The organism is Mucilaginibacter sp., assembly GCF_028288185.1.
GTDB lineage: Bacteria > Bacteroidota > Bacteroidia > Sphingobacteriales > Sphingobacteriaceae > Mucilaginibacter.
In genome coordinates this window covers 43,950-56,910 of sequence record NZ_JAQBOF010000007.1, presented here as the reverse complement: position 1 = coordinate 56,910, position 12,961 = coordinate 43,950, and the positions used below count along the sequence as shown (strand labels likewise).

Annotated in this window: 11 protein-coding genes; all 11 read left to right on the top strand. The window is 41.0% G+C overall.

What is annotated here, in order from left to right; translation table 11 throughout:
• The first annotated feature begins 78 nt into the window (after nt 1-78).
• The 11 genes from JWQ34_RS02445 (at nt 79) to gldN (ending at nt 12,833) form a co-directional block, all read left to right on the top strand.
• Nucleotides 79-1,092, top strand: coding sequence for a LacI family DNA-binding transcriptional regulator (locus JWQ34_RS02445; protein WP_299353386.1), 1,014 nt, complete (start codon nt 79-81; stop codon nt 1,090-1,092).
• 61 nt (nt 1,093-1,153) lie between these two features.
• Nucleotides 1,154-2,536 (top strand): sugar porter family MFS transporter, encoded by a 1,383-nt coding sequence (locus tag JWQ34_RS02440; RefSeq protein WP_299353383.1) that lies wholly within the window; start codon nt 1,154-1,156, stop codon nt 2,534-2,536.
• A 41-nt stretch (nt 2,537-2,577) separates the two neighbouring features.
• Entirely contained in the window at nt 2,578-4,056 is a 1,479-nt protein-coding gene (locus JWQ34_RS02435; protein ID WP_299353380.1) for a family 43 glycosylhydrolase, read from the top strand.
• Nucleotides 4,057-4,062: 6 nt separating this feature from the next.
• Nucleotides 4,063-5,037, top strand: a complete 975-nt coding sequence (locus JWQ34_RS02430) for an ROK family protein (RefSeq protein ID WP_299353377.1) — start codon at nt 4,063-4,065, stop codon at nt 5,035-5,037.
• Between the two features lie 37 nt (nt 5,038-5,074).
• Nucleotides 5,075-5,884 (top strand): hypothetical protein, encoded by an 810-nt coding sequence (locus JWQ34_RS02425; protein WP_299353374.1) that lies wholly within the window; start codon nt 5,075-5,077, stop codon nt 5,882-5,884.
• Between the two features lie 157 nt (nt 5,885-6,041).
• Nucleotides 6,042-7,010, top strand: a complete 969-nt coding sequence (locus tag JWQ34_RS02420; RefSeq protein ID WP_299353371.1) for a DUF4271 domain-containing protein — start codon at nt 6,042-6,044, stop codon at nt 7,008-7,010.
• 25 nt (nt 7,011-7,035) lie between these two features.
• Nucleotides 7,036-7,794, top strand: coding sequence for a uroporphyrinogen-III synthase (locus JWQ34_RS02415; protein WP_299353368.1), 759 nt, complete (start codon nt 7,036-7,038; stop codon nt 7,792-7,794).
• Nucleotides 7,795-8,060: 266 nt separating this feature from the next.
• On the top strand, nt 8,061-9,392 hold the full coding sequence (locus tag JWQ34_RS02410) for an SUMF1/EgtB/PvdO family nonheme iron enzyme (protein WP_299353365.1): 1,332 nt from the start codon (nt 8,061-8,063) through the stop codon (nt 9,390-9,392).
• A gap of 40 nt (nt 9,393-9,432) precedes the next feature.
• Nucleotides 9,433-10,242, top strand: a complete 810-nt coding sequence (gldL, locus tag JWQ34_RS02405) for a gliding motility protein GldL (RefSeq protein ID WP_299353362.1) — start codon at nt 9,433-9,435, stop codon at nt 10,240-10,242.
• A 50-nt stretch (nt 10,243-10,292) separates the two neighbouring features.
• On the top strand, nt 10,293-11,831 hold the full coding sequence (gene gldM, locus JWQ34_RS02400) for a gliding motility protein GldM (protein ID WP_299353359.1): 1,539 nt from the start codon (nt 10,293-10,295) through the stop codon (nt 11,829-11,831).
• A 6-nt stretch (nt 11,832-11,837) separates the two neighbouring features.
• Nucleotides 11,838-12,833: a gliding motility protein GldN gene (gene gldN, locus JWQ34_RS02395; RefSeq protein ID WP_299353357.1), complete on the top strand. Its 996-nt coding sequence runs from the start codon at nt 11,838-11,840 to the stop codon at nt 12,831-12,833.
• The last annotated feature ends 128 nt before the right edge of the window (nt 12,834-12,961 follow it).

Sequence of the window (12,961 nt, the reverse complement as noted above, 5' to 3'; positions counted from 1 at the left end):
AACCACCATAAATTTAATTTTTCATTTGCTTTAATCGTTTAAAGTGATAGCTTTGGTTTAACCAATTAGTAAATCTTAATGAAAAAAGTAGGCCTCAAGGATATTGCGGAGCATGTGGGTGTATCTATCGCCCTGGTGTCTTACGTGCTAAACGGGCAGGCCGAAATTAAACAGGTAAGCAAAGAAAACGCCCAAAAAATAAAAGCCGCTGCCGAGCTGCTTAACTATCGCCCCAACCAAATAGCAAAAAGCCTTAAAATGCATAAAACCCATACCATTGGGTTGGTGGTGGCCGATATTAATTATCGTTTTAGTACCGGCATTACCCGCGCCATCGAGGCTGAAGCAAAAAAAGCAAACTACACGGTGCTGTTTGGCAGCTCGAACGAAAACGAAAATACTTTTGCCGAGCTGGTTAATGTACTGATAAACCGCCAGGTTGACGGCCTGATATTGGTGCCGGTTGAAAACTCGCAAGATCAGATAAAAATGCTGCAAAAAGCAGAGATTCCATTTGTGCTAATCGACAGAAATTTCCCCGAAATAACAACTAACCATATCGCGCTTGATAATTATAAAGCGGCCTATACCGCTACTGCGTATTTAATTAAGCAGGGGCATAACCGTATTGCGTTTTTTAATTATGCTACCACTATGTTCCATTTGCAGGAACGTGATCGCGGATACCTGGCAGCGTTGAAAGATCATGATATAGTTTTTAAGTCAGACTGGTTGCAACAAATAAATAGTGCGAATAGAGCAGGAGATATCCAACAGGCCTTAGATAGTATATTGAATTTAAAAGAACCCTGCGATGCGGTATTTTTCGCGACAGATACACTGGCTATAAACGGGTTAAAATATCTTAATAAAATTAAAGCGAAAGTGCCGCAAGATATATCTGTATTGAGCTTTGATGAATCGGAAGCTTTTGAATTGTTTTATAGCCCGATAACTCATTTAAGACAACCGTTAGAAGAGATGGGGCAAAAGGCGGTAGATACCTTGCTTGAGTTAATTAATTATAATAAAATAAGTAAGCAGATAAGCCTTTCGTCTGAACTGATAATCGGGCAATCATGTAAGGAGTAATTTTTTGAGAACACTTTAAACTAATTATAGAAACCAACTATATATACTTAAAAATAAAATAATGAAACCAACAAAAATAAGATCTAACGTCTTACTCATTTCCATAGTGGCTGCTACGGGCGGGCTGCTATTTGGTTTTGATACCGGGGTAATATCCGGCGCGTTGCCGTTTATGAAAGAGTATTGGAAACTTGGCGACTCGAGCCTTGAATGGATAACAACTACCGTGCTTGTAGGCGCGGTATTAGGTGCCATCAGCAGCGGCAAATTGTCAGACTACCTGGGCCGTAAAAAAATGATCATTATTAACGCCATTATTTTTGCCGTAGGGGCAGTGGGCTGTACCTATGCGCATAGCATTGTGTTTTTAATGGTGATGCGGGTTATTATTGGTATAGCCATTGGTATTACATCGTATGTAGTACCCATGTATATTGCCGAGATTGCGCCAACCCGGCGCAGGGGCGCAATGGTAACGCTTAACCAGTTAATGATCACTATTGGTATCCTGGTATCGTACATAACAGATTATGCGTTGGGTAACGATGCTAATTTGGAATCATGGCGATGGATGTTTTTTGTAGGATTATTCCCTGCGCTGATATTATTAATAGGCATGTTCTTTTTACCCGAAACACCACGCTGGCTTATCAGTAAAAACCGGTGGGCAGAAGGTGAAGCAGTGCTGAACAGGGTTGAGGACGCTGACCTGATCCAACAAACCTTAACCGACCTGAGGCGCGACATTGAGCTAACCAAAGAAAATAAAACCAACGGTAGCGAAATACTAAAACCCTGGCTGCGCCCTGCATTGATAATTACGGTGGGTATATTTTTCTTTCAGCAATTTTCCGGAGTGAATACCATCATTTATTATTCGCCCATCATCTTTAAAATGGCGGGGATAGTTAGTAATACAGCGTCTATTGTGCCGGCCATTATCATCGGTACAGTAAATGTTTTAGCCTGTTTTGTTTCGGTGATTTTACTCGATAAAGTTGGCCGTCGTAAACTTTACATGATTGGTATCTGGGGCATGATCCCGTCGTTGGCATTGCTGGGTATCTGCTTCCATTTTAAAGAAGCATTAGGCGCAAGCCTGCCTGTTTTCGCGGTGTTAAGTATAGTTTGTTATATCATATTTATCGCCATAAGCCTTGCCCCGTTGGGTTGGTTGTTGATATCCGAAGTTTTCCCGCTAAATGTTCGTGGTGTAGGTATGAGTATTGGTTCTTTATCTCATTGGGGTTTTAACGCCATTGTTGCGTTTACATTTTTTAAACTGGTTAACTCGTTGGGGATATCGGGCACGTTCTTTCTTTACTCGGGTGTTTGCCTGGTAGGTATGTTTTGGGGCCGGTATTATATCCCCGAAACTAAAGGTAAATCATTAGAAGAAATAGAGGAACATTGGCGCAAAGGCGGTACACCGAGAGAGCTTTAAACGCTTTATCATAATTTATAATCAATTGAAAAATCACCATAATGAAAAAATACCTATTACTAATACCTTTTATCCTGGCCAGCATCGGTCTAAAAGCGCAAAAACTAGGCGTTAAATATGACCCTGCCATCCAAAGCACCAAAAACCTGCAATACTGGCGGCCCAAAGGCAATTTATTTGTGGGCGATTGCATGCCGTTTTATAAGGACGGCGTGTTCTCTATGTACTGGTTGTTAGATTCGGCACATCATGCCAGTTTGGGTGGGTTGGGCGGACACCAATGGGCGCTAAGTACTACTACTGATCTGAAAACCTGGAAACAGGAACCCATTGTTTTAGGAATTGATGAGCCGTGGGAAAAATCTATCTGCACCGGCTCCATCGTCTTCTACAAAAATAAATACTACGCTTTTTATGCTACGCGATTAATTAATGACGGCAAGATAAACGAGCAATTAAGCTACGCCATCAGTAATGACGGCATCCACTTTGATAAACAAAAGCCTAACCCGTTTTATACATCGGCACCGGGTTATAGCAAGCGCGATTTTAGGGACCCTAAAGTTTTTGTCGATGAAAAGACCGGTGAGTTTCATCTATTCGTTTCCAGTTCGAAAGAAAACCCCGTATTGCGCCATGCAGGCGGCGCGCTGGTGCACATGGTATCAAAGGATCTTAAAAACTGGACCGTTCTTGACCCGGTACTAACGGGCCAGGGGTCTGTGCCTGAATGTTCTGATTACTTCTTGTGGAATGGCTGGTATTACCTCGTGTATGGTGATAACGGCGATACTTATTATGTGCAATCGCGTAAGCCATATGGCCCATGGCAGGAGCCTAAATACCAGGCGCTTAACGAGTCGTGGACAAACGTGGCTAAAACCGCGGCCTTTAAAAATGGACGTAGGATAGAAGGCGCGTGGATACCCAGCCGAAACCAAAACCGCGATAATGAAGGCGAACGATTTGGCGGTAATATGATATTCCGCGAACTTAAACAAGAGCTTGATGGTACGTTGTCAACAAGCTTTCCTATAGAGATGATCCCCGAAAGTGGCGCACCGCTGAACCTTAATTTTAAAACCGATGTTGATAGTAAAATGGACGCGATGAAAAACATGGTGATTAATACGGTTAGCGGCGTAGGTTCGGCTCACCTGGAAAATGTACCTGCAAATTGCCGTATAACATTAGAAATTGATCCGGCTACACTAACCGCCGATTATGGTTTATATTTACGATCAGACCAGGACGCTGACCGTGCTTATCGCCTAAACTTCTCGCCAACGGATAAAACCGTTTGGTTGGGTAATACCATGATAAGGGCAGTTGATGGACTGGACAAACCCGTTAAGATCGATATTATTATGAAGGACGATTTGATAGACGTTTCTGTTGGCGGCAAACGCTGTATTGTTAACCGTGTGCCCGAGCAAAAGGGGGGCTACCTTTGGTTTTATGCCAAGCACGGTAATGTGAAGTTTAAATCAATTAAGATCAGTCCACTTAAAGAAGACTAGTTAGATATGCTATTAGGTTTTGATATTGGCGGTACTAAATGCGCCGTGGTTATAGGTAAGGTATTGGACGATGATTCTATCGAAATTATCGATAAAGTGGTGCTACCAACTACCGGCCCTGCTTATGAAATGATTGAAACATTGTTTAAGGCTGCCGAAGAGTTATTGGCAAAACATACCGTTTCAAATAATCAATTGGATGGTATAGGCATAAGCTGCGGTGGCCCGTTAAGCAGTAAAAAGGGTTTGATATTATCGCCTCCAAATTTACCGGGCTGGGATAATATCTCCATGGTTGAAATGACCGAAAAGCGATTCGGCAGGAACGCCTTGCTGCAAAACGATGCCAATGCCTGCGCCGTTGCCGAGTGGAAATATGGCGCTGGGCAGGGCTATGAAAATGTGATATTTTTAACTTTCGGCACGGGCATGGGGGCAGGGCTGATCCTGAACGGGCAGCTCTATTCCGGGACGTCTGATTTTGCCGGTGAGGTTGGCCACTTACGTTTAGCCGATATGGGGCCTGTGGGCTTCGGTAAGGCAGGATCTTTTGAGGGTTACTGTAGTGGTGGTGGTATAGCGCAACTGGCGCAGATCAAAGTACGTGAGCGTTTGCAGATAGGCGAGAAAGTGAGTTTTTGCAATAGCCTGGATGATCTTGGTAAACTAACCGCCAAAATTGTTGCCGAAGCAGCGCATAATGGTGATGAATTGGCGCTTGATATTTATAACACCTGCGCCGAGTTTCTGGGCAGAGGATTGTCTTTACTGATAGATATCCTTAATCCCGAAGTAATTATTATGGGGAGTATTTACGGACGTGCAAGATCATTGTTAGATACCCGCATGATGCAGGTAATTGAGCGCGAAGCCTACATTGGAGCCAGAAATGTTTGTAAGATAGTACCTGCCGGACTGGGTGAAAATATTGGCGATATGGCGGCGCTTAGTTTGGCGGTAATGAGTATGCAGATAAAATAGTTTAGAAGTTATATCAAAATATACTAGTTTTATCACCATGAAATTTAAGGCTCATCTATTACTATTACCGTTGTTGTTTTTCATTACCGGCAACGCATTTGCACAAGCCAGGTATACACATTCGCATAACGATTATGCCAACAATACACCGTTTTACAAGGCATTTTATAACGGCTTTAACTCTATCGAAGCGGATATATTTTTGGTTGATGGCAAACTGCTGGTATCGCATAGCGATAAAGCTTTAGAGCCGGAGCGTACTTTAAAAGGCATGTACCTCGAACCTGTTTTATACGCCCTGCGCAAAGATACCACCCGCCGCCTTTGCCTTTTAATAGATGATAAGGAAGACTATAGAAAACTATTGCCCAAACTGATAAAAGAGCTAAAACCGCTTAAACCCTATTTATTGAGCAAAGAGAACCCTTATGGCCGGTTGAAAATCCTGATCAGCGGAAACAGGCCGATACCTGCAAACTATAAAGATTATCCATCCATATTATGGTTTGATGACGATTTAGTTTATCCGCATACTCAGGCCGAATGGGACAGAGTAGGGCAGGTAAGCCTTAATTTTGAAAAATGGTCTAAATGGAAAGGCGTTGGCGCTATCCCTGAAGCCGATAGGAAACGTTTACTAAAAACAGTAGACAGTGTGCACACCAATACCGGCAAACTAGTTAGATTTTGGGGTGGACCTGATTTGCCCGAATCATGGGATACCCAGATTGCCTTCGGCGCTGATATTATCGGCACTGATAAAATAGAGCAGTTAGCAGCTTTTTTAGCTAAAAAATCATTAAGGCAGCCAACCACCTCAGTCATCCCCAATAAACTATCTAAATAATTTATCATACAAAAACCCTCTTTCCCACTTGCGAAAGAGAGGGTGGTCCAGCGAAGCGTAGGCCGGGTGAGCCCCTGCCATACTATTTTTTAACACTTAACCTATAAACAACCAATAATTCGGGTATTTTTGCAGCATATTAACCCTGCTTATTAATATGCGTTTTATTGTTTGGTGTTTCCTGTTAATGGTTGTTGGCTGCTTTGCCGGCTACGCACAGGTAGATACAACGGTTCGCGGCCATACAGTTATTACCCCCGCCCAATCAGGCGGTATGCAGGTGCTTGATTCGGTTATAATGGCAACTGCAGCCCGCAAAAAGTTTGTCGAAGATTCTATCGCTTTTCAATACATCAAATATCCCGACTCTACACTAAGTGCCCAGGCCGCCCGGCAATACTTGCGCGAGCACTTATATCACGGCAACGGGTTTCTGGATATCCCCTATAAAGCAAAAAGCACGTTACGCACCGGCCACACGCGCCAAACCCGCGATCAATGGATCATTATAATAATTATAGGGCTGCTGTTATACACCGCTATATTAAACATTGCTTTAAATAAGGATATTAAAAACGTGTTCCTGTCTTTTTATAGTAAACGCGCGCTGGTGCAGGCAAGTAAAGATGATACACAGATAAATTTCTGGGCATTTGTAGGCTTGTTTTTATTGTTTGGCTTAACATTTGGCTTGTTTTTGTACCAGCTGGCATCCTATAAAGGGATCTATTACAGTATAAGTGGTTTCAGGCTATTTATTTCGCTGATGCTGATAATTTTGTTGCTGTTTGCTGTTAAGTTCCTGGTTCTAAAGTTTGTAGGGTTTGTTTTTGATATACAAAAACTGGTAACAGAGTATGTGTCAATACTTTACTTAACTTATTTCAATATAGCGTTTGTGTTTTTGCCCGTTACCGTATGTTTTAGCTTACTGGCGGCTGTATTTATAAAGCCTTTGCTTATAGTCGCGTTGATATTAATAGTAATAATTTTTACCTGGCTTTACTTGCGCAGCAGTGTTAATATTATTTCTAATTTTCGATTTCATAAATTTTATTTATTTGTCTATCTTTGTGCCCTCGAAATTTGCCCCATTTTGATATTAATTAAAGCATTGAATATATAATTTTTTAGGTTTTATACTTAGCGATTTGGAAGAAAGAAAGAAAAAGGTGAAAAGTATATTGGTTACTTTAGCAAAGCCCGAAAACGATAAAAATCCATACACAGAGCTGGCAAAGAAGCATAATCTGAAAATTGATTTCAGGTCATTTATCCATGTTGAAGGTGTGCCGGCTAAAGATTTCCGCAAGGATAAAATTAACCTTGCAGATTTTACAGCTGTTATATTTACCAGCCGTAACTCGGCCGATCATTTCTTTAGGATATGCGAAGAGATGCGTTTTGAAGTGCCTGTAGAAATGAAGTATTTCTGCCTGTCTGAAACTATTGCTTTATACCTTCAAAAATATATTCAATACCGTAAAAGAAAGATCTTTTTTGGTAAACAAACAGCTACCGACCTGGCCGAAGTGCTTAAAAAACATTCGAACGAGAAGTTTCTTTATCCATGCTCTGATGTAGCTGCCGAAGAAACCCAGCGTTTTTTGTTAGAGAATGGCTACAACTTCACACCAGCTGTATTATTCCGCACAGTTTGCAGTGACCTGAGCGACCTGGCCGAAGTTTTTTATGATATCATAGCCTTCTTTAGCCCGTCAAGCATCCAATCATTATATAAAAACTTTCCGGATTTTAAACAAAACAATACCCGCATAGCGGCTTTTGGTGCAACAACCCATAAAGCAGTACTTGAAGCTGGGTTAATTTTAGATATTCCGGCACCCACTCCTGCCGCTCCATCCATGACAATGGCTATCGAGCAATACTGCAAGCAGGTAAATAAATAGCTTTTTAGTAATTTTTAATCTAGTCTGCAACTTTTTCCTTATTTTGCCGTATAAGCGATAAGTAAATACTTATAGTTTATAACTAGTTAATTTAAAGGGATTTGGGAGTATATACCAATTTGTTCATTCGTTAATTAATTTGCCTTGCAGTTTAAAAGATGTTATTTTTAATTATAAAAACATTTTTTGATATTGGGTAGCAAATTTTATATATTCGGGGGTCATTTTGTGTTATATTTTTATAGCCTGATTTTGATTTGTAAAAAATGAAGCAGATATACTTTTTAATAGCAATTTTAGGTACAGCGGCACTAAGCGGATGCCATAAAGGAGACCAAGGCGAGATATTGGGGGCTAAGGCCAAGGTGTTTGCAGACCCCATACCCTATAATATGGTTTATGTGCCAAGCGGTACCTTTTTAATGGGGCAAACCGATCAGGATATTACCTTTGCCCAGATAGCCCAAACCAAACAGGTTACTATACCCGCTTTCTTCATGGATCAAACAGAAATATCAAACAGCCAGTACAGGCAGTTTGTCAACTGGGTTCGCGACTCGATAGCCATTACCTCCTATTTAAATGATCCTAAATATTATATAGGCGCGCCAACCGGAAAAGGAGCAGCAGCAGCGCCAAATCCTTCAGGCAAAAAATACATTAACTGGGCCTATGCAAAAAGATATCCTATTTGGGGTGCCGGTGGTAGCAAAAAAGCGCCAAATGCTAATGCAGCTAAGTTACAAGGCATGTTTTACCAGGGCGATGACCGTGTGTTTGACCGTAACGAATTAGACGTTAGAGTGTTAAAATACAACTATTCTAATATAGACCTAAACGAAGCAGCACGCTATAAAAACGATAAAAATAAGAAACGATCAGACTTTATAGAACGTGATACCGTACCGGTTTATCCCGATACCCTGGTTTGGTTAAGTGATTTTTCGTATGCGGCCAATGAGCCAATGGTTGAAGGCTATTTCTCACATCCATCATTTAGAGATTACCCGGTAGTAGGTGTAACCTGGAGACAGGCTACCGCGTTTACCGTATGGCGTACACGTTATAATAATTCTTATAAAGATTCACGCCGTTTACCACACCGATCACCTTATGTATTGCCTACAGAGAATGAGTTTGAGTATGCTGCACGTGGTGGTAGGATAGGTACTGATTATCCATGGGGTGGCCCATATATTAAAAATGCTAAAGGCTGCTTACTGGCAAACTTTAAACCAGGCCGTGGTAATTACTCGGACGATGGCGGTACTTATACCGTAAAAGTAAAATCTTATTTTCCTAATGATTATGGCCTGTATAATATGGCCGGTAACGTTGCAGAGTGGACACAATCTGCATTTGATCCCTCGGCATCAACGTTTGTGAATGATTTGGCACCTACCTTTAATTATAATGCTAAAAAGAATGATGCCGAAGTAATGAAACGTAAAGTTGTACGTGGTGGTTCATGGAAAGATGTTGGATATTTTCTTCAAAACTCATCACGTAGTTATGAGTACCAGGATAGCGCTAAATCATATATCGGTTTTCGTTGTGTAACACACTTCCAGGGTCGCGACTTAAGAGACAAGCGCTAATTAATAATCCAAAAACTTAAAAATAATATAATAGAATTTTATGGCAGGTACAGGTAAGAAACAACCATGGGGAATTAATAATGTTGTATCCTGGGGTGCAACAGTGGTTATTGTTGGGTTATTATTTAAAATCCAGCATTGGCCAAACGGCGGCTTATTTATAACCCTTGGACTAGGGGCAGAAGCTATTTTGTTTTTCATACTCGGATTTCAGCGTGAGGAAGTAGAGATAGACTGGACAAGAGCTTATCCGGAATTAGCACATGATTTTAATGGCGAATTACCAAAGGCATCAACAAAAGCAATTGGCGGTGGTGTATCAACCACAGCTGCTTTAGATAAAATGCTGGAAGAAGCTAAAATTGGTCCTGAACTGATTGGCAGTCTTGCCGATGGTTTAAGAACTTTTGGCGATAAAGTTAATAGTATATCTAAAGTTACCGATGCCGGCGAAGCTACCATCGCGTTTACGCAAAAAGTTAAGGCTGCTACACAAAGCTATGATAACTTAACCTTATCGTTTGAGAAAGCATCAGGCAATTTAATGGAGTTGGCTAATACTAATGTTGATTCGAAAGCATATCATGACCAGGTAAACAATTTGGCTAAAAATCTATCAGCATTAAATGCGGTTTATGAGTTGGAGCTGCAAGATTCAAGCGCGCATTTAAAATCAATGAATAAGTTTTACCAAAACTTATCATTAACCATGAACAACTTTAATGAATCGTTAGAAGACTCTAAACAGTTTAAAGAAGAAGTGGGCCGATTAGCTAGAAACTTATCATCGTTAAATTCTATTTACGGCAATATGTTAACAGCAATGAACCAGCCGCCCCGCCAGGCATAATTGGGCAAATTAACCAAATTTTGAACAATACAAAACAAGATATATAACAAATGGCTGGAGGTAAACAAACCCCAAGGCAGCGGATGATGGGTATATTATACCTGGTATTGCTTGGTCTTATTGCTCTTGAGGTTCCTGAAAACTTGCTTGACGCTTTTAAAAACATTAGCAACAGTTTAACGGCTTCAAAAGCAAATGTGCAGGTAGGTATTGATAATACTTTTAACGCTTTTGAAAAAACAAAATTAAAGGAGCAACCTGATAGGGCAAAGCCTATTTATGACAGGGCCAAACAAGCAAGTAAATTGACAGATGATTTGAATACTTATGTTGAATCATTAAAAAGTAAATTGGTTGAGGAAACTGGTGGCTTTGATGAGGCAACAAACGATTACAAAGGCAGAGATAATTTGGATGCATCTGTTGATCTGATGGTTGACAGAAGAAAAAATGCTTTCGACTTGTCAAAAAAAATAAATCAAACCCGTGAAGCTTTATTGGCATTATTGCCGGCAAAAGACAGGGTTGGTGTTAAATTATCTTTAACTACAATACCTCCTGTTCATAGAAAGGGGTTCCCTAATAAATCGTGGGAGCAGGCCAATTTTGGTGAGGGGGTACCGATGGGAGCAGCGATGACCGCATTTATAAAAATACAATCGGATTCAAAAAATGCCGAGAATGAGGTTGTCAAAAAAATATTGGGTGAAGTAGATCAGGCCGTAGTTAATCTGGATCAGTTTTCGGCAGTGGCGGTTGCACCAACAAGTTATGTTTTAGTTGGACAACCTTACACCGCTGAAGTATTTTTAACTGCGTCTGATTCTAAATCTTCACCATCAATTTCGGTTGATGGTAGCAGGGTGCCTACAGAAGCAGGCCGTGGCAAATATAGTGGGAGCACAGCAAGTGAAGGCGTGCATACCTGGATAGGAACTATTAGCGTTAAAGACAATACAGGTAAAATAACTGAATACAAAACACAGCCGCAAACTTATACCGTGGCGCGTCCATCGGCAGTAGTGTCGCCTGATAAAATGAATGTATTATATATTGGTGTGCCCAACCCGGTATCGGTATCGGCCCCCGGTATAGCTAAAAAGGACTTAAGAGTAAGCATGACAGGTGGTAGCATTACACCGTCAGGCAATGGTTATATTGCTACTGTTACAACCACCGGTACAGCTACAGTTAATGTATCGGGCGAGGTATCAAAAGGAAAAGTTATGGCCTTAGGGTCAACTTTATTCCGTGTAAAACGTATACCTGATCCAAAGGCGGAGTTTGCGGGTAAATCAGGTGGAACAACCAGTTCGGCCAACATCAAATCGCAGGACGCGGTGTTTGCTAAACTGGATAATTTTGAGTTTGATGCCAGGTTTAATGTTACACGTTTTACATTATTAGTAATAAAGCCGCGCCAGGACCCATTAAGTTTTTCGGGTACAGGCAACCAGCTAACCAGCGCCATGCATACGGTGTTGAACGGCATAACGGCAGGATCGACCGTAGTGTTTAAAGAAATTATTGCCGTGGGGCCTGACGGCACACAGCGAAATTTAGATAATATAGTGTTATTTGCAAATTAGAAGCGTATGAAAAAGAGAATTTTATTAGTTGTACTTTGTTTAGCTTGTGTAGCATCTTTCGCACAAACTAAAAAGAAGACACCGGCAACTAAAAAACAAACCGTAAAACAACGTGTGGCAACACAACCTGCTATTAACCCGGCTTCTAATAAACAATCATCAACGGTTGATACCAGCAAGAAGATAACTGACGTGCCTATAACTGCCGATCCGGCTAAACCGTTTGACAGGCCTTTGGATGGTTACTACAAAAAAAACAATATCGAGCATAACAAGGTAACGCCTTATGCTAACCTGCGCGAATCGGACGTAGTATATTCAAAACGTGTTTGGGAAGAAATTGACCTGCGCGAAAAAGTTAACGCTTATTTAGGCTCTCCAAAATCAAGGTTAATTGATGTATTAATGGATGCCATTGCAGCAGGCGAGTTAACTGCTTACGACCCGCTGCCTACTAAAAATGATCCTAATGGTGATAGCTTTGCCACCCCATTAACAGCCGATAAAGCAAAAGCTAAAATGGCTGATAGCGCTGTGGTAAATGTTATTGATAAAAAAACAGGCGAAAAAACCGGTTCCAAAATGGTGGCCGGCGATTTCCAACCGGATAGCATTGTAAAGTTCCGTATTAAAGAGGATTGGGTATTTGATAAACAACGTTCTGTATGGGAGCCGCGCATTATTGGTATAGCGCCAATGATCAAGCAAAAAGTAGATGGTGCAAATTTGGCGCTTGATTATCAACCGGCATTCTGGATATATTTCCCGGCCGCTCGCCAGGTATTGGTTACAAAAGAAGCTTTTAACCGCAATAACGATGCTACCGACCTAAGCTTTGATGATGTATTCCTAAAACGATTGTTTCATGGCTATGTAGTAAAAGTATCAAACGATAAAGATGAACGTATTAAAGACTACGCCATCGGTATAGATCGTCTGTACGAATCTGAACGGATCAAGAAATCTTTGATGGATTGGGAACTTAATTTGTGGCAGTATTAATTTAGTGATTAGTTAATTGGTGATTAGAGATTAGTTACCTGTAAAAATATAACAAAGCCTCGCGATCATATCGTGAGGCTTTTTGTTTTATAAATGTTGTTGGGTTGCATGTTTGCGCGAAATGACAT

What these genes read in the sequence shown, in the direction of transcription:
- JWQ34_RS02410 (WP_299353365.1), top strand. Translation starts at nt 8,061, where the DNA reads ATGAAGCAGATATACTTTTTAATAGCAATTTTAGGTACAGCGGCACTA.
- JWQ34_RS02430 (WP_299353377.1), top strand. Translation starts at nt 4,063, where the DNA reads ATGCTATTAGGTTTTGATATTGGCGGTACTAAATGCGCCGTGGTTATA.
- gldM (WP_299353359.1), top strand. Translation starts at nt 10,293, where the DNA reads ATGGCTGGAGGTAAACAAACCCCAAGGCAGCGGATGATGGGTATATTA.
- gldL (WP_299353362.1), top strand. Translation starts at nt 9,433, where the DNA reads ATGGCAGGTACAGGTAAGAAACAACCATGGGGAATTAATAATGTTGTA.
- JWQ34_RS02440 (WP_299353383.1), top strand. Translation starts at nt 1,154, where the DNA reads ATGAAACCAACAAAAATAAGATCTAACGTCTTACTCATTTCCATAGTG.
- JWQ34_RS02425 (WP_299353374.1), top strand. Translation starts at nt 5,075, where the DNA reads ATGAAATTTAAGGCTCATCTATTACTATTACCGTTGTTGTTTTTCATT.
- JWQ34_RS02445 (WP_299353386.1), top strand. Translation starts at nt 79, where the DNA reads ATGAAAAAAGTAGGCCTCAAGGATATTGCGGAGCATGTGGGTGTATCT.
- gldN (WP_299353357.1), top strand. Translation starts at nt 11,838, where the DNA reads ATGAAAAAGAGAATTTTATTAGTTGTACTTTGTTTAGCTTGTGTAGCA.
- JWQ34_RS02420 (WP_299353371.1), top strand. Translation starts at nt 6,042, where the DNA reads ATGCGTTTTATTGTTTGGTGTTTCCTGTTAATGGTTGTTGGCTGCTTT.
- JWQ34_RS02435 (WP_299353380.1), top strand. Translation starts at nt 2,578, where the DNA reads ATGAAAAAATACCTATTACTAATACCTTTTATCCTGGCCAGCATCGGT.